This window comes from Bacillus sp. UNC41MFS5 (assembly GCF_000686805.1).
Genome location: NZ_JMLP01000019.1, coordinates 26125 through 47822, shown reverse-complemented (window position 1 = coordinate 47822; position 21698 = coordinate 26125). Strand labels below are relative to the sequence as shown.

Annotated in this window: 22 protein-coding genes; 14 read left to right on the top strand and 8 right to left on the bottom strand. The window is 36.1% G+C overall.

Going from position 1 to position 21698, the window contains the following annotated elements; translation table 11 throughout:
- Positions 1-2: 2 nt before the first annotated feature.
- Complete coding sequence (locus tag BR30_RS0111510) at positions 3-182, bottom strand: hypothetical protein (RefSeq protein WP_231507681.1); 180 nt, start codon at positions 180-182, stop codon at positions 3-5.
- 445 nt (positions 183-627) lie between these two features.
- Between BR30_RS0111510 and BR30_RS0111505 the strand changes: the two genes are divergently transcribed.
- Entirely contained in the window at positions 628-816 is a 189-nt protein-coding gene (locus tag BR30_RS0111505; RefSeq protein ID WP_026565152.1) for a Fur-regulated basic protein FbpA, read from the top strand.
- Between the two features lie 51 nt (positions 817-867).
- Positions 868-1416 (top strand): NADPH-dependent FMN reductase, encoded by a 549-nt coding sequence (locus BR30_RS0111500; RefSeq protein WP_026565151.1) that lies wholly within the window; start codon positions 868-870, stop codon positions 1414-1416.
- Between the two features lie 83 nt (positions 1417-1499).
- On the opposite strand, the gene BR30_RS0111495 is transcribed toward BR30_RS0111500, so the two are convergent.
- On the bottom strand, positions 1500-2363 hold the full coding sequence (locus BR30_RS0111495; RefSeq protein ID WP_026565150.1) for an SDR family oxidoreductase: 864 nt from the start codon (positions 2361-2363) through the stop codon (positions 1500-1502).
- Between the two features lie 220 nt (positions 2364-2583).
- Here BR30_RS0111495 and BR30_RS0111490 point away from each other — a divergent pair, with 220 nt between their 5' ends.
- From BR30_RS0111490 to BR30_RS33200, 5 genes are all read left to right on the top strand, one after another.
- Entirely contained in the window at positions 2584-3030 is a 447-nt protein-coding gene (locus BR30_RS0111490) for an Rrf2 family transcriptional regulator (RefSeq protein WP_026565149.1), read from the top strand.
- A 280-nt stretch (positions 3031-3310) separates the two neighbouring features.
- The gene (locus tag BR30_RS0111485) at positions 3311-6049 is read left to right on the top strand and encodes a hybrid sensor histidine kinase/response regulator (protein ID WP_026565148.1); all 2739 of its coding nucleotides are present in this window, start codon (positions 3311-3313) and stop codon (positions 6047-6049) included.
- A 5-nt stretch (positions 6050-6054) separates the two neighbouring features.
- On the top strand, positions 6055-6900 hold the full coding sequence (locus tag BR30_RS0111480; protein ID WP_231507680.1) for a CheR family methyltransferase: 846 nt from the start codon (positions 6055-6057) through the stop codon (positions 6898-6900).
- Positions 6842-8902 carry a PAS domain S-box protein gene (locus BR30_RS0111475; RefSeq protein WP_051633573.1) on the top strand — a complete coding sequence of 687 codons (2061 nt, stop codon included), beginning with the start codon at positions 6842-6844 and terminating at the stop codon, positions 8900-8902. Before BR30_RS0111480 ends, BR30_RS0111475 begins: the two co-directional genes overlap by 59 nt.
- 42 nt (positions 8903-8944) lie before the next feature.
- Positions 8945-9895, top strand: a complete 951-nt coding sequence (locus BR30_RS33200) for a sugar ABC transporter substrate-binding protein (protein ID WP_051633572.1) — start codon at positions 8945-8947, stop codon at positions 9893-9895.
- A 78-nt stretch (positions 9896-9973) separates the two neighbouring features.
- Here the strand turns inward: BR30_RS33200 and BR30_RS0111465 are convergent, their stop codons facing one another.
- From BR30_RS0111465 to BR30_RS0111455, 3 genes are all read right to left on the bottom strand, one after another.
- Positions 9974-10633, bottom strand: a complete 660-nt coding sequence (locus BR30_RS0111465) for a YczE/YyaS/YitT family protein (protein WP_026565145.1) — start codon at positions 10631-10633, stop codon at positions 9974-9976.
- Positions 10630-11073 (bottom strand): GNAT family N-acetyltransferase, encoded by a 444-nt coding sequence (locus BR30_RS0111460; RefSeq protein ID WP_026565144.1) that lies wholly within the window; start codon positions 11071-11073, stop codon positions 10630-10632. Before BR30_RS0111460 ends, BR30_RS0111465 begins: the two co-directional genes overlap by 4 nt.
- Positions 11074-11237: 164 nt before the next feature.
- Complete coding sequence (locus BR30_RS0111455) at positions 11238-12008, bottom strand: putative protein N(5)-glutamine methyltransferase (RefSeq protein WP_026565143.1); 771 nt, start codon at positions 12006-12008, stop codon at positions 11238-11240.
- A 303-nt stretch (positions 12009-12311) separates the two neighbouring features.
- On the opposite strand from BR30_RS0111455, the gene BR30_RS38835 reads away from it, so the two are divergent.
- Complete coding sequence (locus tag BR30_RS38835) at positions 12312-12395, top strand: putative holin-like toxin (RefSeq protein WP_395947634.1); 84 nt, start codon at positions 12312-12314, stop codon at positions 12393-12395.
- Between the two features lie 374 nt (positions 12396-12769).
- The gene (locus BR30_RS33195) at positions 12770-13114 is read left to right on the top strand and encodes a hypothetical protein (protein WP_035445415.1); all 345 of its coding nucleotides are present in this window, start codon (positions 12770-12772) and stop codon (positions 13112-13114) included.
- Between the two features lie 174 nt (positions 13115-13288).
- Here the strand turns inward: BR30_RS33195 and BR30_RS36665 are convergent, their stop codons facing one another.
- Together BR30_RS36665 and BR30_RS0111430 are read right to left on the bottom strand one after the other, a co-directional pair.
- Positions 13289-13444 (bottom strand): type II toxin-antitoxin system antitoxin, encoded by a 156-nt coding sequence (locus BR30_RS36665; protein ID WP_155928579.1) that lies wholly within the window; start codon positions 13442-13444, stop codon positions 13289-13291.
- Positions 13445-13457: 13 nt separating this feature from the next.
- Positions 13458-14315, bottom strand: coding sequence for an SPFH domain-containing protein (locus BR30_RS0111430; protein ID WP_026565142.1), 858 nt, complete (start codon positions 14313-14315; stop codon positions 13458-13460).
- Positions 14316-14521: 206 nt separating this feature from the next.
- Here BR30_RS0111430 and BR30_RS0111425 point away from each other — a divergent pair, with 206 nt between their 5' ends.
- The 3 genes from BR30_RS0111425 to BR30_RS0111415 all read left to right on the top strand — a co-directional run bounded on the left by BR30_RS0111425 (position 14522) and on the right by BR30_RS0111415 (position 17977).
- Complete coding sequence (locus BR30_RS0111425; RefSeq protein WP_026565141.1) at positions 14522-14707, top strand: hypothetical protein; 186 nt, start codon at positions 14522-14524, stop codon at positions 14705-14707.
- Positions 14708-14851: 144 nt separating this feature from the next.
- Positions 14852-17152, top strand: a complete 2301-nt coding sequence (gene helD, locus BR30_RS0111420) for an RNA polymerase recycling motor HelD (protein WP_026565140.1) — start codon at positions 14852-14854, stop codon at positions 17150-17152.
- A gap of 51 nt (positions 17153-17203) precedes the next feature.
- Positions 17204-17977 carry an arylamine N-acetyltransferase family protein gene (locus BR30_RS0111415; protein WP_026565139.1) on the top strand — a complete coding sequence of 258 codons (774 nt, stop codon included), beginning with the start codon at positions 17204-17206 and terminating at the stop codon, positions 17975-17977.
- Positions 17978-18060: 83 nt separating this feature from the next.
- Here BR30_RS0111415 and BR30_RS0111410 read toward each other — a convergent pair whose 3' ends face one another.
- Positions 18061-18303 (bottom strand): glutaredoxin family protein, encoded by a 243-nt coding sequence (locus tag BR30_RS0111410; RefSeq protein ID WP_026565138.1) that lies wholly within the window; start codon positions 18301-18303, stop codon positions 18061-18063.
- A 747-nt stretch (positions 18304-19050) separates the two neighbouring features.
- Between BR30_RS0111410 and BR30_RS0111405 the strand changes: the two genes are divergently transcribed.
- Together BR30_RS0111405 and BR30_RS0111400 are read left to right on the top strand one after the other, a co-directional pair.
- Positions 19051-20718 carry a type 2 periplasmic-binding domain-containing protein gene (locus BR30_RS0111405; protein WP_231507679.1) on the top strand — a complete coding sequence of 556 codons (1668 nt, stop codon included), beginning with the start codon at positions 19051-19053 and terminating at the stop codon, positions 20716-20718.
- Between the two features lie 72 nt (positions 20719-20790).
- Positions 20791-21681: an ABC transporter permease gene (locus BR30_RS0111400; protein ID WP_026565136.1), complete on the top strand. Its 891-nt coding sequence runs from the start codon at positions 20791-20793 to the stop codon at positions 21679-21681.
- The last annotated feature ends 17 nt before the right edge of the window (positions 21682-21698 follow it).

Sequence of the window (21698 nt, the reverse complement as noted above, 5' to 3'; positions counted from 1 at the left end):
TTTTAGCTTCGCTGTATCGTAGAGGTTGAGAAGTTTTTGACCATCTTTTGTAAGTTTCGATGGCCTTCTCTTAATTTTATTGTTTCTTCAATAATTTTTTGGAAGCCTTCCAAATCCCGATCAGTTGCATTTAATAACGACTTGGGCAGACCTTCGACGATTTGTTGTAGGGTTAATTCCATATTCAAGCAAAATGACCACCTTTCAACTTATTCGTTAGACATCCGTTTCGTCTTCTTTACTATTTTTGTAACGAGAGGTATTTTTCCTGCTATTACGTTATAAAACTTATCTACATTAATCCTCAAATTTCATTAAGAAATGGAAAATTCCTTCTTTATAGGACAAATTAAGACGGTAAATCAAATAGCACCGTTACTGTTTGTAGAAAAATATTTGTGTTAAAAATTAAATTTAGGGTATTATACATAAAACTTTTTAGGTTTGCGATCACATTACATTTGATTAAGAGTTATTTTCAATCGTAACAAAAAAGGCAACTTTTTTTCTTTTATTAAAGGTGATTAACAATTCCTTTAAAAGTCATTAAATACACGCTCAATCGACAAATTATTAAAAAATGTCATTTATAATTGCATTTGTGGAAAGGAGTTGTTAGCCTTCTTTATGAAAAAAATCCAACGAAATTCTGTTCAGCAAAAAAGGCAATTTCTAATAAATGAACTCATTAAAGTCGGAATCTATAAAAAAAATAATAAACATCTCTATGAATGGACTTTGAGTGAATTAGAAACAGAATACCTATTTCTTGAAATGAGTGGGATGAGTCAATTACAATTAGACCAATACTTATAAGAATTGAAGAGCTTTTTACAAGATTACATATTAATATTTTGGAGGTTCATCATGAAAATCGTGGCAATCGTAGGTAGTCTCAGAAAAGAATCGTATAACATGCATCTAGCAAAAAACATCCAAGCCCGTTATAAGGATAAAATGGATATTGAAATTGCTGATATCCGTTCTCTCCCATTTTTTGACCAAGACGAGGAAAATAAACCATCACCAGCTGTAAAAGAGTTTAAAGAGGCAGTCGCAAGTGCGGATGGGGTCCTCATCATTACTCCAGAATACAACTGGTCGATTCCTGGTGTGTTAAAGAACGCGTTAGATTGGGCTTCTAGGGTGGACAAGGTTTTCATTGGTAAACCTGTGATGCCTTTAGGAGTAACCTTGGGCCAGCTTGGAACCGTACGGGCTCAAATGCATTTGCGTGAAATCCTAGCAGCACCTGGTATTCAGGCTAAAATTCTGCCGCCAGGAGGAAATGAAATATTGATTGGCCTAGCGAGTCAGAAGTTTGATGATCAAACAGGTCAGTTGGTGGATGAAGGAACAATTAGTTTCTTAGATAGGAAAGTAGCTACGTTTATTGATTTTGTAAAATCGGTCTGAGATGACTGGAAATCACATAAAGGAAAAACCGACCTCTCAATCGTAAAGAAGGTCGGTTTTTTAATTAGGTTCAATTAAACTGTTTAAGAGATACTTTTAACAATCTGAGTTAATCCCACACTAATTGGTGTAGCGGGACGTCCAAGAAGTTTCTCCAAATCGTTGCTCTCCACTGCTAGTGTACCTTCCCGAATACCTTTTTGGATATCAACGAGAAAAGGAAGTAGGAAATCTGGAACGCCAGCACCTTTCATAATGTCAGCGTAAGTGGAATCATCGACTTGGTGTACAGGGACTTCTTTCCCCACTACAGTTCCAACTGCAGATGCCATTTCTTCTTGGGTCAATAACTTGCCAGAAAGTTCGTAAATAGTGTTTTCGTGCCCATTACCTGTTAAGACCACTGCCGCAGCCTCCGCATAATCTTGTTGCAATGCCCAGCCAACTTTTCCTGTTCCTGCTGAAGTCACCCAAGGGGCTCCGGCAAGTACACCCTGTATGCTTGAACTTTCATTCTCCAAGTACCAATTGTTGCGTAAGAAAGAATAAGGAATGCCTGTTTTTATAATAGCTTCTTCTGTTGCCTGATGCGTTGGAGCGAGGAAGTTTTTACTTTCCTTTGCATTGGCTAGGCTAGTGTAAGCAATAAATTTAACTCCAGCCCGTTCTGCTGCTTCTACTGCATTCGTGTGCTGTCTAATTCTGGTTTCATTGTCCCCGTCTGCAGAAATAATTAATAGCCGATCAATTCCTGAAAAAGCAGCTTCCAATGTGTCTGGACGGTCAAAATCTCCCTGACGAACGTCCACTCCACAAGCCTGTAATCCTTCTGCTTTCTCTGGGTTACGAACACTAACAGCTAGTTGATTTGCTGGTACAGTTTTCAATAAAGTTTCAACAACTTTGGTTCCCAATTTTCCTGTTGCTCCAGTAATTAATATTTTCATTGTTCATTACCTCCAATTATTTTTAATAGCTTACATAAAATCAGCTTTTTCTTGTATCTGATTTGAATACCTGTATTCATAATAGATACATCTTGAACTTTTGTCAATGATTTTAATACCTTTTTTATTTCTAATGAATTTTAAGGTATAATAAGTTGTAATCAAATTAAGTACATGTTTTGTGAAATAATTGTGATCAAATAGTAAGTAGGTGAATGAAATGTCAATCAGCAGCCGATTTTCCGTGGGAATTCATATCCTAACTCTTATTGAATTAAATAAAGAGGGGACCAGCTCATCGGAATTTTTAGCAGGCAGCGTAAATACGAACCCAACCTTGATAAGAAAAATTATGGGGATGTTAAAAAAAGCTGGGTTAATTGTCGTACAACCGGGTATTGCAGGAGCAAAACTAGCAAAGGAACCATCATATATAACATTACTTGACGTTTATAAGGCGGTAGACGTGGTCCAGGAAAAAGAATTGTTTAGTGTGCATGAAAATTCCCACCCTGATTGCCCTGTGGGCAGGAACATACAAGATTCCATTACTCCAATATTGTCAGCAGCTCAATTAGCGATGGAAAAGGTACTTGGAAATGTCACGATTGAAGATATTGTTAAGGACATTGTTGGAAAAGAGAAAAATCAAAATAGTATAAAATAAAATTTTATAAGTACAATTCTTTGCTATTAAATCTTAAAAACGCCAAACCGTTAAATTTTTCCATGGTTTGGCGTTTTTGCTTCCGTGAGAGGATAGTTTGATGGTTTTATATTGGGTCGAAGTATCTGAATCATTTTAATCAGGCACCTTGCTTCCAATTAACAAAATATTATCTAGACGTTAATAATGACATAAAGTAAAATTAAAAAATATGTAAAGTATACGGGAAGATTTGTGTTTTGAATATTCTATTTTTTTTGATAACTATAAAGGAGGTCTTATGAAATTTAAAACAAAGCTCTATACAAGCATCGGATCATTACTACTGCTATTTTTTATTATCGCCGTCATTTTAATGAACATGCTCAAACAAACGACAGTTAATATGAACGTTGTAATAAATGATTTAAATGAAAGAATCGAAATGGCTAATGAGATTAAATATGAGACTTCTAGAATAGGTTTAGAGCTAACTTCGATGTTAACCGTGCATGGAAATGATACCCAATTAAATGCAACGAATTCTTGGGAAGATTCCCATACCAATTTGCAATCTGCGATAGAATCACTAGAAAAAATGGACAAGCAGGAGAAATCTAAAGAACTAATCGCAAAATTTAAAACATTGCATGAACAGTATTTAAATATGGGTCAACAGGCTTTGACAGCCAAAAAACTAAATCGGGATATGGAAATTCCAGCTGATTTTTGGACGGATTCTGAACTGATTAGTCAAAGAATGATTCAAATTGCCGATCTTCTCTATGGATTGCAAGAACAAAAGATGAAAGATGAACTATTAAGGTCTAAAGATACATACAACTGGGCTGTCACCATCATATACATTTATCTTGCCATTGCCTTATGTATTGGCATTTTGTTCACGATTTGGATTATTAGAGGTATCACAAATAACCTTAACAAAATAACAGAAGTTATGAAAAGTGCGACCACAAGTGATTTTAGTTCATTACCCCGAATTAAGATTTCCTCTAAGGGTGAATTGGCTGAAATTGCTGTTACATTTAATAAAATGGCACATGCACTAGAGGAGCAAAGTAAGCTGGAGATCCAATTAAAAGAAGAAGCAGAAGATCAAAGTTGGCTTAATGCAAAAATTGCGGAAATAGCCACGATCTATCCTGAAGTTGAAAATGTTTCTATGTTAGCAGAATTATTAATTACGAAGCTTGTCCCAATGGTGGGAGCAAGTTGCGGAGTTTTCTATGTTAAGGAAGTGGAAGACAGAGAGCAGTATTTAAAAAAGATATCTGCCTATGCTTCTCTAGATGATAATAAAGATTATATGCGGTTTCGTTTTGGAGAGGGCCTTATCGGACAATGTGCCCTTGAAAAACATTCCATCTTGCTCACCAATGTTCCAGATCATTACGTAAAAGTAGGATCAGGCACAGGAGCAGGTTCACCCAAAAATATTATGATTTTACCGATTCAATTTGAAAATGATGTACTAGCTGTCATGGAAATTGCTTCATTTGAGTCCTTTAGTCCCCTGCAGGTAAAGTTATTGGAAGCAGTAATTAATAATATAGGTATCAAGATAAACAGTATTGTTAGTCATATGAAAGCAGAAAGATTATTGCAAGAATCACAAGCATTAACAGAAGAACTCCAAGCTCAATCAGAAGAACTGCAGTTACAACAAGAGGAATTAAGGACGACAAATGAAAAACTTGAGGAGCAGTATATAGCCTCTGAACAAAAGAACAAGGAAATTGAAAAGGTGAGAGAGGACCTTGAAGAAAAAGCTCAACAATTAGAGCTCAGCTCTCAATATAAATCCGAGTTTCTAGCCAATATGTCACACGAGTTAAGAACGCCACTTAATAGTTTACTAATTTTAGCGCAAATACTTGCTGAAAACGGGGATGGAAATCTTACCGTTGAACAGGTGGAGTATATTCGGACGATTTACTCATCTGGTAATGATTTACTTCATTTAATCAATGATGTTTTAGATTTGGCGAAAGTGGAGTCAGGAAAATTAGATGTAAATCCAAAAGAGGTAGATCTTCATGATGTTCAAGATTTTATCGAAAGACAATTTTCCCCTCTTGCGATTCAAAAAAATGTACTGTTTTCAATTAAGATGGAAGCAAGTTTAGCAGGGACAGTCTATACAGATGAACAACGGTTACAGCAAATATTAAAAAACCTCCTTTCTAATGCGTTTAAGTTTACTGAACGTGGCAGTGTATCATTAGATATTCGGAAGGAAATAAAAGACGTAAGTGGGCAGCTTTTTGAGGGAGGTACTCGAGAGCAATCGATGCTTGCTTTCTCCGTTATCGATACAGGAATAGGCATTGATAAGGACAAACAAGAAACGATATTTGATGCCTTTAAACAAGCAGATGGAACGACAAGTCGTCAATATGGCGGGACTGGATTAGGACTTTCCATTAGTCGCGAAATGGCCCAGTTATTAGGTGGATTTATAGAGGTAACTAGTACGAAGGGAAATGGAAGCACCTTCACTTTATATTTGCCATACTTTCAAACAAACAGCAAAATAGTAGAAAATACAGCTTTGGAAGAAGCAGCCATAAGTCTTTATGAGGATGATTCACTCAAAGATTTAGAAAGTCCAATAAAACAAGATGGCATTTCTTCTTTGAAAAACAAGAAAATTCTCATTGTAGATGATGATATACGAAATGTGTATGCCTTAACCATCGCTCTTGAGAAGTATGAAATGGATATCATTGTAGCAGAAAATGGCCGTGAAGGAATTGAGGTATTAAAGGAAAACCCAGACACAGACCTCATTTTAATGGACATTATGATGCCTGAGATGGATGGGTTTGAAGCAATAAGGCGCATTCGTCATATAACTGAATTCCAAACGATACCAATCATCGCTCTTACAGCTAAGGCAATGAAACGCAGCCGAGAAGAATGTTTAGATGCGGGAGCAACGGATTATATTAGTAAGCCGATTAACTTAGACCAGTTATTTTCCTTAATGCAAGTATGGCTGTATAGTAAGGAGGGGTAGAAAATTTGATAAAAAATCCTAATATTCTACAGACAGATGAGATAGAAAGAATAGAAATCGATTTATTGCTTGAGGCCGTTTTTCGATTTTATGGTTATGATTTTCGAAACTATGCCTTTCCTTTCATTCAAAGGAGAATTAACCATCGTGTTTGTAAGGAAAATCTACCTAGTATATCTGCTCTCCAGGAAAAAGTACTTCGGGATCCAATTGTCATGGGGGAATTGCTTTCTGATTTTTCGATTAATGTAACTGAGATGTTTCGGGATCCATCATTTTTTAAGACATTCCGAACAAAGATTATCCCTTTAGTAAAAGATTATCCTGAAATTCGCATTTGGCATGTTGGCTGTTCTTCAGGAGAAGAGGTCTATTCTATGTCTATTCTCTTGCATGAAGAAGGGATTTACGAAAAAACGAGAATATTTGCTACTGATATAAACAAAAGTGTTTTAGAAAAGGCAAAGCAAGGGACCTTTCCATTGGACAGGATGCAGCTTTACACTAAAAACTATATCGACGCAGACGGGAAAAGGGCCTTTTCAGAATATTATAAGGCAGTGGATGATAAAGTATTTTTCCATTCCTTTTTGCAAAAAAATGTGGTGTTTGCCCAGCATAATTTAGTAACAGACCAATCGTTTAACGAGTTTGATATAATTATATGTCGAAATGTTTTAATCTATTTTAATAAGTTTCTTCAAAATCATGTCCACACGTTATTATATAAGAGCCTAAGCCGAACAGGGTTTCTTGGGTTGGGTAATAGAGAGGGGATAAAATTTACAAATTATGAACACTGTTACAGAGAATTTGACGCATCAGAAAAACTCTATCGAAAAGTTAACTAGTCCCCATTCTGATAAGGTAAATATATTAATGGTGGATGATCATCCTGAAAATCTATTAGCATTGAAAGCTGTACTTAACTCTCCCAATTATCACTTGGTTAGCGCAAATTCAGGTAAAGAAGCATTAAAATGTATGCTTAAACAAGATTTTGCTGTTATTTTACTAGACGTACAGATGCCTGGGCTAAATGGTTTTGAAACAGCGAAGCTCATTAAGGCCAGAGAAAAAACCAGACATATTCCAATCATTTTTATAACAGCGATTAATCTAGATATGGAACATGTGTATGAAGGGTATTCAGTTGGGGCCATTGATTATATTATGAAACCCTTTAATCCAAAAACATTGAAGTATAAAATTGAACAATTTGTTAAAATTCACCGAAATCATCAAGAAAATATCATTCAAACCGATCGAGAACGTAAAGTTGAACTGAATGAGATGAATAAAAAGTTAGAAAGAACCACCTTAAATTTACGTCGGACAGAGGCATTATCTAAAGTTATTAGTAAAACCATCGTTGACACGATTCTTACGTTTGACGATCAAGGAGCTATATTGTCTGTGAATCCAGCGATAAAAAGCATGTTTGGATACAGTGCTGAGGAATTAATCGGCGGTCATGTTTTGAGGCTTTTTCTAACATGGATGGGTGATCATGTCCAAGATTCTTCGTTTTCTTTTCTTTCCTCTATTAAAGAATCCGTTGGCAAAGTGATAGAATCGGTAGCTGTTCGGAAAGATGAAAGTCACTTTCATTCTGATATTCTCATTGGTGAAACTACCATTGAAAATCAAAACCTCTTTGTATGTAGTATTCGGGATGTCACAGAAAGAAAGCAAATAGAGGAAATTAAGAAACTTCAATACAATAGTATGGAACAAATAGTAGAAAAACGAACAAAAGAACTGATAAGGGCTAATGAGAGACTACAAAATGAGATAGAGGAACGAGAAAGGATCGCCAGCCATCTGTACCGTTCCCAAGAAAGATTTCGTAAAATTTTTGAATCTAGTCCCTGTTTAATGGCGATATTTTCACAGAAGAATTTAACCTTTATTGAAGTAAATACCAGTTGGTTAAACTTTACTGGTTATAGCATGAAAGAGTTGGAAAAACACAAAATAAATGTAAAGAATTTTATCGATGAGTCCACAGGAAAACCTATTAATCTGGATTTGAAAATTCGTAATAGGAAAATTAGCTATAAGACGAAAAACGGCGATATTCGCGATGGTTTATTATCGACTGAAATGATTGATATCCATCCTGAACCATGTACGCTCATTGTTTTAACAGATATTACGGAAACCGTTCACTTAGAGAAAGAGATGTCCCGCTTAGATCGTTTGAATTTAATCGGTGAGATGGCTGCAGGAATTGCCCATGAAATTAGAAATCCCATGACTACTGTTCAAGGATTTTTGCAATTATCAAGGAATAACAGTGCAAGTTTATCAGCAGAGATCATTGATTTGATGTTAGACGAATTAACAAGAGCAAACTCCATTATCACGGAATTTCTTAATCTAGCCAAAAATAAGGTCAGTGTGAAGAAAAAGCAAAACTTAAATACGATACTTGAAGCCTTATCTCCATTAATACAAGCAGAAGCTTTTCGATCAAGCAAACATGTTAAGCTGGAGTTAAATCAGTGTCCGGATATATTCATCGATCAGAAAGAAATCCGTCAACTTATTTTAAATATTACTCTAAATGGGCTAGATGCCATGTCGTCTAACGGAAAACTTACCATAAAAACTTATACGGAAAAACAGGCCGTCGTTTTAGAAATAAAAGATCAGGGTCATGGCATTAGCCCGGAAGTCCTGCAAAAATTAGGTACACCTTTCTTTACAACGAAGGAGACGGGAACTGGATTAGGTTTGGCTATCTGCTACAGTGTTGCCAAACGACATCATGCCGAAATTGATATCACAACAGGGGAAAAGGGGACTGTTTTCTCGATTCGCTTTCAATTAAATTCCAGTCCTAATTAGTGATAGTTTCTTTACTTAAACTAAAAGAGAGGGGAGGATGCAGTGTTAAAGAATGGAAGACTAGCCTTACTTGTTGGAGCGGTTATTACTGTTATCATTATAAGTTTTATTTCTAAATCATTTGCAGCTGATAGACCGAAAGTGGTTGTTGTTTTAAAAAATTTGAACACACAATATTGGGAAATTATGAAAGCAGGAGCTGAAAAAGCGTTCAGTGACTTTGGAATTGATGGGAAGGTCATAGCACCAGTTAATGAATCTGCTAAAGAACAAAGTAGTTTATTAGAGAAGACCTATCAAGAAAATCCAGATGTATTAATTGTCTCACCTACTGATTCAACTGTTATACCAAAACTGGAAAAGTTTACTGAAACTAAAAAAATACCTGTATTACTAGTAGATAACGATTTTCCATGGAAAAATAAAACTTCCTATATCGGAACCGATAACGTAGAGTTAGGAAAAAAAGCAGGCTCACTTTTAGCCTCACAGCTTCAGCCTGGAAATAAAGTGGTCATTATCGGGGGAGATTTGTCCATCTCCGTATTTAAAGAACGGATAAGTGGAGCTAAAATAGCGTTAAAAGATGCTGGAATCATAGTAGCGTCTGAAACTGTAGGGATATCGGCTGATCCCAAGAACATAAAAAAAGAAATGACAAAGATATTGCGTGAACATCCCGATATTAAGGGAGTCTTTGCGACTCATGACATCTCCGCATTGCTTGTAATAAAGGAATTGGAGGAACAAGGTGTTACAATTCCAGTCATTGGAGCAGACGGAACACCCGATATGCTAAAGTTAATTAAGGATGGAACGATATCTAGTACAGTGGCACAAAACCCTTATGATATGGGATATTTAAGCGTTGAAACAGCATTGAAAGTAACAAAAGGTAAAAATGTTGAAAAAGTCGTTGATACCGGTGTGGATATCATCATTAAAGAGAATGCAAAACAGAGATTAGACTTCCTGAATAAATTGTTAAAATGAGTCAATGAGAATGAGTAAAAGGGTGTCAGGCACCATCCACATGGATGGTGCCTGACACCTTTTTTACGGTTGCCTATATTAAAGGTATTTTTCTTTATCATAATTGGGTAATGTACTGGAGTGTGTTAATATGCGGTCTAATACTTTTTCAGTAAATGGCATAAAGTAATTAAGTATTAGCCCCCCTAAACAAACGGTTAATAAAGTTCCAACGCCAATTGGTCCATTTAAAATCATGGCAAGTATCAAGAATACCAGGTAAATGAATGTTCTCGAAAAAAATATATTTGTTCTAGTTAATTCTTGTATGATTAAGGTTAATCGGTCTACTGGAATCGGTGCAAAATTTGTGTGTAAATATGTTGCAGTTCCTAATCCTATTACAACTAAGCCGATTCCAAAACAAACTACTTTGCCGTACCATAGTTCGGGTGTTATCAAATTGTGCATTAAAAAAAGCCACATATCAATACCAATACCCGTTATAAATGCTGTTAACAACCCCAAAACTTCTGGTCTTTGTCTTTTTAAAATTGAATTACAACCTATTAATATGAAAGCTATTATTATTTCCCAACTTCCCACAGTAAGCCCCACATTTATGGACAATCCTACCAAAAGTGCATCAAAAGGTGAAGTACCAAGGTCTGATTGTATAGTGAAGGAAATACCAAGGGTTAATAGTAATATTCCTAATACATAAACAACATATTTGGCTCTACTCGACCTCATTATCATTTTTTAGTAGACAATTCTTTGAGCATGAGAATATGTGGGATACCATCTTCCATAAAGATATTAGATGAAGTCCTAAACCCTAGTTTTTTATAAAAACCTTCTGCCTGTGTTTGTCCATGTAAATTTACCTGTGAGGCTCCCCGTTCTTCCGCGATTTCTTCTAACGCTTTTATAATGATTTTTCCAAGACCGAATTTACGGTAAGGTTTGAGGATGCAGATTCTTTCCAATTTACCTACTCCATCCATAAACCTTATCCTTCCCGTTCCGACTGGTTGTTCATTGTAATGGACTAATATGTGTTCGCAAAGTCCATTCAGTGTATCAAATTGATCAAATTCATCTTCTAGTGGGACGCCTTGTTCCTTTACAAATACTTCTTTCCGAATAGCAAATGCTGCCCTTAAATTTTCATCAATTGTTATTCTTTTTGCATACATTTTTTTCAGTCCTTTTAAAATTAATATGACCATAATGATTTTGTTGCAAATGCAATAAAATCAGGTTAAATTAAATTTATATCAATTTTATAGTAAATGCAACAAAAAAGTGAGTTATGGAGATAAGAAAGACATTTGTGGATAGGACTAACTGTGTACTTACTCTAAAAGCCAGACTTGGTTCCGATAACGACAGTAGCGTCCAGTTCATCGTCTCTGGCCACTTTCGTGATTAGCCCAGCCCTAACAAAAATTTCAAAGGTCTGAGGTGCCTGCATTTCGCTCGTCTCTACCAACAAGTGTCCTCCCGGTGCCAGCCAGAGAGGTGCTTCTTTAGCTACTCTTCGGTGAATGTCAAGTCCGTCTTCTCCTCCATCAAGTGCCACCTTTGGCTCATGTAGGCGGGCCTCCCGAGGAAGCAGTTTGATTGCCTTAGTAGGAACGTAAGGTACGTTCGCAACTAGGGTGTTCACATGGCCTTTAAGTGAGTGGGGCAAAGCCTCATACAAGTCACCTTCAAAAACGTGACCACCGAGGCCTATTACGTTACGGGCGGCACATCGTACTGCAACAGGATCAATATCAACAGAATACAACAAAGCCTGTCCCAAGGCTACGGCCAATGCTGCCCCCACGGCGCCTGACCCGCAACAGAGGTCAACGATGATATCGCTAGAACATGACAGGGCTTCTGCCTGTCGAACAAGAAACTCGGTACGTTGGCGAGGCACGAAAACTCCCTGGTCCACTTCTATCCGCAGTCCACAGAACTTTGTGCATCCGACGACGTATTCAAGAGGTAAACCACCGGCTCGCATTTCAACCATTTTCTTGAGATCATCTGGAGTTCGTGCCTCTGAGATAAGTAATCGGGTCTCATCTTCGGCAAAAACACAACCGGCGCTCCGAAGCCTTTTGATTATCCATTTTTCCATTTTATTGTCCAAAAAGAACTTAATATTTTTTTCTATTTACCTCACCACTTTTAATATTTTTATAATTCGTTATTCATTAAAATAAATAAGCCCACTTTTATTCAACTTAGTGGAACTAACATAGGAAATTATTACCACGAGAAAGTTAAAACTAAGAATGATTTTGTACGTAAGGACCTATTTCATCCTAAAAACAAAACGTATGTTCCTATTTGTAGAAATACATGATAAAATAGAAGAGCAATAGAGTAGGATTTCTCAAGGGTGATTGGCACATTCCCATCAGAAAGGGGGTGATGCTGATTGACAGTATTTGAGACATTTATGATTATGTTTGCATTTGGAAGTCTAATCGTTGCAGTTCTATCATTTAATCAAAAAAAATAATCCACCTTTGAGTTTAGCTGCCCTAGGTGGATTACTTACACTTAATGCTGATTCCCTTGCACCGGAACCTGCTATTGCATGACCGTTAGGTGTTACCAGCACCCGCGGTCATTTTATTTTATGCAATGATATAGTTATATTATAACTAAAATACCAGTAAAAGAAAATAGAGTATGAGTTTTAGGTTTTTAATGAATTAATTATTGACCAAAGGAACCAAATCTATTTTGTGATTATTTAAGTGAATTATAATCTAGTCGGTTCAAGATGAGTTTATCGTGACAGGTATTACTCAATTTGTTATAATACAAATAAGAAAGTATGTTCGGTATTGAAGTAAATCATATATTTTTTATAATACTGGGGGAGTTCAAATGGAAGAGAACTTTAAACTAATCCTCAATGAATTACAAAAAATCAACACCCGTTTGGAAAATTTAGAAACAGGTCAAAATCATTTAGAAGCTGGACAGAAACAGTTGGAAGCTGGACAGAAACAATTGGAAGCTGGACAAAAACATTTAGAAGAAGGTCAAATTAAATTGCATTTAGATGTGATTGAAATTAAAAACGGACAAGAAAAACTACAAAAGAATTTAATACAAAGTATAGGAGATTACTCGGAAAAGATGTTTCAATATACGGATGATAAAACGTCTGCCCTAATCAAACGGCTTTTTCATGTTGAAACAGAAATTGAAAAATTACTAAGACAATAACTTTATCTGCTATTAAACATTCACTTAGACTAAATCTATCATTTACCATTAAAATAATCCATCCTGGAATCTCCATGGATGGATTATTTTTTTCGACCAAAGAAGACCATGGGCCCGGTCCTAGTAGTCGTAACTAACTCATTTAGAGGCCAATGGGAAATGTCCATATGGCATCTATTCTTTTTTCAATCTTCCGGCCTTTTTAGCGGCTTCTTTTAGGATGACTTCGATTTGGGCGTTGACACTTCTTATTTCATCATCTGCCCATTTTTCCAGCACTTCATATAACTTCGGGTCAATCCGAAGCGGAAATGATTTTCGTTTGCTCATTTAATACACAACCTTAATAGATGCTTCCTGTATTGATAATGGGCTGCGTTCCCTTTTCAGAGACAATGGCGACCATCAGGTTATTGACCATCTGCGCTTTTTTCTCTTCATCCAGTTCAACAATTTCTTGCTCTGCTAGTTGGTCAATTGCAGCTTTTACAAGCCCTACGGCACCGTCGACAATCACTTTTCGAGCAGATAATACGGCTTGCGCTTGTTGTCTTTGCAGCATGGCGGAAGCAATTTCAGAAGAATAGGCTAGATGCATAATCCGAGCTTCGATGACATCCACCCCAGCAACATCTAGTCTTTTTTGTAAATCATACATAAGCACATCTGCGACTTCATCGCTATTCTGACGAAGGGTTAATGGGTTTTCAGCATGATCGAATGAATCATAGGCATATCTGCTCGCAATATGACGAAGACCGGTTTCACTTTGAATTTGGATGAATTTATTATAGTTTTCAACGTCATACAATGCTTTTGCTGCATCCCTCACTTTATACACAACAACAGCGGCAATTTCAATCGGATTTCCTTCTAAATCATTTACTTTTAGTCTCTCGCTGTTAAAGTTTGTTACTCGTAAGGATACACTTCTTTTGAACGTAAATGGGATGGTGGCCCATAATCCTTGGTCCCGGATGACACCAAGATAAGTACCAAAGAAAGTTAAAACTTTTGCCTCGTTTGGCTGAACAATCGTCAAACTTGTTGCAATGATCAATCCTAGAATTATGACGATTCCACCAGTTATTTTCTCCGTTATCGTTCCAGTAACGATTAAAAAGATGCCAAATCCAATACAAAATAGTGCTATGACCAGTGCAGCAAACCCATTCATTTTAATAATTGATTTTTCCTTCATTTCGTTCCCTCCATCATGAATAAGTGATATAAAAGTGATATCACAATTATATCATATTCAGTTGTAAAAAGTGGGGATTTTTTATATTTAAGAAAACTTTGCAGGGGAGGGTCGAAAGGAATATTTCAAGCTCATGTAAAATATTTATATAAAAAACTATTTGTTCATTTAGTGTCCCTGTAAAGCTCTAGAAGGGAGCAAATTCGTTGAATCGAAATCGAAATAAAAATGTGCAGTTAACCATTGTATTGCTGGTTTGCTTGCTGGCCATTCTTATTATTCATGCGCTTCTTCATATTAGAATTTACTTTGTATACAGTACAGGTCTTGGTCCTATTTTTTTAATAGGATTGATTCTTTTCCTCATTGCTTTACTTTATTTCAAAGGGTAAACAAGAATATTGTATTATCACTTGCCAAATGGTAAAATATAACTCCATTGTGAAAGAAAGCATCTGCAAAAAAATTGTAGATGTTTCTTTTTGTGCGTGTTCCACCCCTATAAACTCTATAGAGAGAGGTGACGGATTAACAGAATGAGTTCAAACAAACAAAAATCAGTTCGGGAACATAAAGATTATCAAGAAGAAGTGGAGCGCTTAGAGTTTACGAAGGAATATATTAAAAGCGTTTTGGAAATGTCAAAGGGGAATAAAGAACAGTTTGTTGAGAATTTGAAAGAAGCCTTTGCGGAACTGGATACGTCTGATAGTAGTTTAAGCTACATGACCTTACTGACGAATGCTCAATTTTTAGAATTAGCTGAGAGTGAATTGGAAAGGTTAGAGAGCGTCATCGGCAAACCGTACTTTTCTCGAATCAATTTTACAAGCAGTGGTGACAGCAACGAAGAGATTTTATATATTGGAAAAGCCTCCCTGTTTGACCGTGTCAATCAGATCCCCATTATTGTCGATTGGCGGTCTCCAATTGCCAATGTTTACTATGATGGTCGTCTTGGGGATGTAACGTATGAGGCCTATGGGGAAACACAAAGTGGGTATTTATCGCTAAAGCGGCAGTACGAAATCGAAAATGGATTTTTAAAAGACATTAGAGATATCGATTTAACCACTCATGATGAATTATTGCAGAAATCCTTATCAGGAAAAGCAGACAATCGCTTAACCGAGATTGTTGCGACCATCCAAAATGAGCAAAATGAAGTAATTAGAGCCTCTCTTAAACATCCCATTATCGTTCAAGGAGCTGCTGGAAGTGGAAAAACAACCATTGCTCTCCATCGAATTTCCTACTTTCTATACTCATCTGGATATCGATTTCCTCCAGAAAAATTAATGATTCTTGCACCTAATAAATTATTTATCGATTATATTTCCGCGGTTCTCCCTGATCTAGGGGTAAACAAGATTAAACAAACGACTTATATTGAATTTATGAGCAAGTGTTTAGGGAAGAAAATGAAATTAATATCTCCTAATTCAAAATTAATGGCGCTCATTAATGGAAACGAAAAATCAAATATGATTCAATGGGTTTCCAGTTATAAAGGATCACTGGAATTTAAGGAAGTAATCGACCATTATTTAAAAGAAATTGAGTTTAATTTGGCACCTTCCGAGGATTTTATCATTGAAAAATCTCGCCTTATAAGAGGGGCGAAACTCAAAAAACTATTTATACAAGAATTTCAATACTTACCTATCTATAAGAGACTGGATAAAATTAAAAATATATTAACAAATGATCTAAGATTAAAAAAATCGTTGATTCTTTCTAAAATTAATAGCAAATATGACGATGCTTTAGAAAAGCTTCTTTTTAGGAGCCGGCTGGAATCAGAAAAAAGAAAGGAAAAAGTAGTCAGTTTCATGGATTCAAAAGAAAGAAGAATCAGTTCTGTGGAGAAAGAGTCGAAGGTCGCGATAAAAAATTATATGGCTCCTTTTGTAAAAAAAGATATTTTTTCTTTATACAAGGAACTGATGACTTCGCCTGAACTTTTACAAAAGTATTCAAATACGCTTTCAGAGAAAGAATGCAGAGCGTTAAGTAAATATTGTCAAAGGAATTTTGATAAAAATGCCCTAGAACTTGAGGATTTCGCCCCGTTATTTTATATGAAGGCAAAATTAGAAGGAATCGAAGAACCATATAAAATGAAGAGCGTTTTCATTGATGAAGCACAGGACTATAGCTATTTCCAATTTGCCGCACTTAGAGAAGGCTTTGAAACAGAATTGTTTACGATCGTGGGAGATTTAGCCCAAGGAATTCATTCATATCGAGGGTTAAAAAGCTGGGAACCGTTATTGAGGGATGTTTTTCCAAATGCAAATTATCAATCTTTACAAAAGAGTTATCGAACGACGGTCGAAATCATGCAGTTGGCGAACGACATTCTATCAATTATGGATCAAAACTTGCCAAAAGTTGAACCAGTCATTCGTCATGGAGACAAACCCCGTTTTACGAAAATAAATCCTGCCAATTTGGAACAAGTAAAACAAATCCTCGAAGATGATATTCAGTTGATCAAAAAGGAAGAGTTGAACTCGATTGCGATTATTGGCAGAACTGACAAAGAGTGCTTACGTATACATAAAATGCTGGAAAATAGCAATCTTCCAATACAGCTATTAGAAGAAAAAGAAGATATGAAAAAGGGCTGCATTGTGATCTTACCTTCGCACCTTTCAAAAGGATTAGAATTTGATGCCGTTCTGATTGTTACTCTGGAAGAATCGTACAGTGACGAAGAGTTAGACATAAAATTGTTATATGTAGCCATGACAAGACCCATGCATCGATTGTATTTATATGCGAGTGCACCATCGGACTTGTTATTGGATAGAGTCCAACAGGGCCGTTTCTAGTGGTCAGTAAATGAGCTATGGAGTGCAAAGAAAGTGCTGGGAGGAGTAGTAATGCAAAACCTGACGCCGTTATTTCATAAAAGAATAGGCATGCCGAATAATGAAATAATTACCTTTGAAAAGTTACCAGAGATTCTTGAGAAAACAGCACAAACCATTCCCTTTGAAAATTTATCAATCATTGAAAACAAAACTGGTAGGATTACAAAGGAAAATTTAATCAACAAAGTAGTGGAAAGAAATGAAGGCGGACTTTGTTACGAATTAAATCCGCTTTTCTATTTCTACCTCATAGAAAATGGCTTTAACGCAGTCCTAACAGACGGTGTTGTTTATAATCATGCTGCCAAAGAGTATATTCAACTTGGAAGGACACATGTAACGGTGCTTTTAAATCACAAGGGACAAACATATTTAGTTGACACCGGATTTGGAGGGAATTTACCGTTAAAACCTGTACCTTTATCGGGTGAGACCATCTCTTCTGATAATGGAGAGTTTAGAATTAAAAAAGTAAATCATGAACTTGGGGATTATTGTTTAGAAATGAAATTAAAGCATAAAGATACGGAGTGGAAAATAGGTTATGCTTTTGATTCGCGGAAATCTATTGAAGATGCGAATTTGAATGAAATCCAATCGATTATTGCCGAAGACCCGAAATCTTCATTTAACAAACATCCATTAATCACTCGACTAACCAAAAACGGAAATATCACCCTAACCGATACCACCTTTACCCAATGGGCAGATGGAATTCTATCTAAAGAGACCATTGATAACAAGAAATTTAAAGAGCTTGCAAAGCAACAGTTTGGGCTGTAAAAAATGGCGAACAGTGACAGTCACTGTTCGCCATTTTAGTTTCATGAAGGTATGATTTCAAATATCATGCCGTTTGACATACATTATATCCCTAATATTTCAGCCAATTTCGCTTGATCAAATCCTAGGATTACTTCTTCATTATCCCCATCTTTTATAACGGTTGCTGGTGTAGCTGCTGCACCAAGTCCAATTAGTTCATGCAGAAATTGATCATTTTTCCGGATGTCTCTCTCTTCAAACTCAATCCCATTTTCCTTAAACCATAATTTTTCCGCATGGCAAGGCGGGCATGTTTCTTGCGAATAAATAATCACTTTTTTCATTTCATAACCTCCATTTCATTAAAGTCATTGTACAATGAAATCTGTTTCTATGGGAACAATTATATACTGATGATATTACAACACGATTTGAAGTAAAATCGGCAGCATACAAACAGGCTTGGTATAGGGGTAAACCTGTCTGATTATCCTTTTAATCAAAAACTGAAACCAAATATTCGGCACCTAGTAGAAAGATATGGTTATGGGGTTGTGACCATACATGCTATTCGCCGATATAAATATACTGTTTGAGCGGTAAACCAATCCTTACTGCTGTTAGAGTATAAATCATACTGTTTACTCGGCCTTGGTAATGTGTTTCTACGTTTGAGAAGTTCACTGTGTATAAATCGTTCTAAACTATTAGATGAATAATATCAAATTGTAAAACAAGAAAAATTTTTAAACAAATTTCAAAAATGGTGTAATTTATCTCTCTTTAATAACAATATAAAACACCTTATCAATCTGCAGGAAATCGGTGGTGAGATATTTGTAATATAAGACACCATCCTAGTAATGGAAACGGTTTCTAGAAAGGGGCTTTAGAATCATAATAAACTTATAAATAAATAAGGGGGAAAAATGAAGAAATCGTAACAGTTTAATTGTACTAATTAATTTTTTTGCTTTGTAAGCGTTGTATTTACAGAACAATATTCTATTAGATTTATCGTTGTAGAAAGCCTTAGCTATGAAATTATGATTCTGGTTAAATGCATTGAAAAAAATGATAAACCTAAAAATTTGGAGGGAACATTCATGAAGAAAATTTTCTCAATTGCTGCTGTAACGATGATGTCATTTGGCATTTTGGCAGGATGTTCAGTAGGCTCAAACGCCTCGGAAGATACACAAACAAAAACCGTGGCAACTAAAGAGGAACTAAAACCTTTCGGGAAATATAAAGAAACTGTTACTTATACCGTTGGAAAGGCTACTCCAGGTATTGCCAAATTACCTCCTGGGCAAACGTATGAAGACAATGCTTATACAAGTTACTTAAAGGAAACGCTTAATATTCAAAGTAAAGATAAGTTTGAAGCTCAAGATGGAGATGCGTACAAGCAGAAGGTTTCAATGGCAGTTGCGTCAGGAGATATACCTGATATTATGGCTGTTGATGCGACAACATTACGTCAATTGGTCGACAATGACTTGGTTGCCGATTTATCAGATGTTTATAAATCAAGTGCATCTGATTATGTTAAAAAAATGTATGATTCCTACGATGGTCGTGCATTAGAAGCAGCAACAATTGAAGGGAAATTAATGGCATTACCTTCTACTTCTAATGCTAATATTCCAACTATGCTTTGGTTACGTAAAGATTGGTTGGATAAGCTTGGTTTAGAAGCACCTAAGACTGTTGATGATATGGAAAAAGTTATAACAGAATTTATTCAAAAAGATCCGGGTGGAAACGGTAAAGGAAAAACGGTTGGTTTAGCATTATCTCCTAGCATTGGAGGGATGTATGGATCGTTGTTCCAAGCTGATAATATCCTTCAAACCTATAATTCTTTCCCTCGTCAATGGATTGAACAAGATGGCAAGGTAGTGTATGGATCTATTACCGATGAAACCAAACAAGGATTAGGTAAACTAGCAGATTGGTACAAAAAAGGTCTGATTGATCCACAGTTAGCTGTCCGTAAAAGCATTGAAGATTTGATTATTGGTGGTCAAACTGGTGCGTACTTTGGTCCTTGGTGGACACCCGACTATCCATTGAACTCTGCAAAACAGAAGAATCCTAAGGCAGATTGGGCACCATACATTATCTCTAAAGATGGTAGCGGTTCAATCACAGCTTATACACAAAATCCTGCCTCTGAATTCTATGTGGTAAGAAAAGGTTTTAAACATCCAGAAGTTCTACCAAAATTAGTTAGTGCATTAGATGATAAGTTACGCCAAGAAGATAGAAATTATCAGCCTGTCGTAGATTTTATTAAATTTGGTGGTGACCGTGGGGCACCAGTAAATATCATGGTTAACTTTAATGATGCAACCGCACAAATGTATCAAAATATTAATGCAGCAATTGAAGGTAAAAAACAACCAAATACCTTATCGCTTGATGATCAATCATCCTATCAAAAGATCACAGGTTATTTAGAAGATCCCGCGAAATCAGATGCAAACCAATGGAGTGCCTATAAATCTAGAATGGTAGCTGGAAAGTTAATGTCTGAAACTAAGATTAATGAAGTAGATCCTGTTTTCTTTGGTCAGACGAAGAGTATGAAATTGAAATGGGCAAACTTAACGAAATTAGAGGATGAAGCATTCTTGAAGATTGTGACTGGAGAAAAGGACTTAGATTATTTCGACAAGTTTGTTGAAAACTGGAAGAAAACAGGTGGTAGTGATATTACAAAAGAAGTATCTGATGCCATTAAAGAAAAATAAAACCAAATGGGTACAAATAAAAAATTTGTACCCATTTATACAATTTATACTTGAAAGAAGGTAGCATGTGAAATGAAAAAACGTGGAGGGCAACTGGAGTATCATCTCTTGATGGCACCGGGCATGATTTTTTTAATTATTTTCAGTTTTATACCAATGGTTGGGATTATCATGGCGTTTGAAGATTATGTCCCGGCTAAAGGTATTTTAGGATCAAACTGGGTCGGTTTGGAAAACTTTAAATACATGCTGGAAATTCCGGATAGTATGAAGATATTAAGGAATACCGTTGTGATTGCGGTTGGTAAGATTATTCTAGGAACGCTGGTACCTATTATTTTTGCTCTATTGCTAAACGAAATTAGATTGAAATGGGCAAAAAAATCCATCCAAACCATTGTTTATTTACCTAACTTCTTATCTTGGGCGGTCTTGGCTGCAGTATTCATTAACATCTTTGACTACCATGGACCAGTGAATAACTTTTTACAGGCACTAGGACATGACCCGATTTTGTTTCTAGGAAGCAATGAGTGGTTTAGAAGTATCATTATATCAACTGATGTGTGGAAAGGCTTTGGTTATGGTGCGATTGTTTATTTAGCCGCATTAACAGGGATTGACCCTGGTCTTTATGAGGCATCCTCAATTGATGGTGCTAATCGCTATAAGCAATTACTGCATGTCACTTTACCAGGGATTTTGCCAACTATTATGCTGATTACAGCACTGAATTTGGGAAACATTCTAAACGCTGGTTTTGACCAAATCTTTGCCTTATATAATCCTATTGTGTATGAAACCGGGGATGTTATTGACACTTATGTGTACCGTGTAGGTCTGTTAGGACAACAATACAGTTTTGCAACGGCAATTGGCTTATTGAAATCAATCGTAAGTTGCGTATTAATTTTATCAGCTAACCAATTGTCCAAGAAACTTGCAAACATGCGGATCTTTTAAAAGGGGAGAAAGAGTCA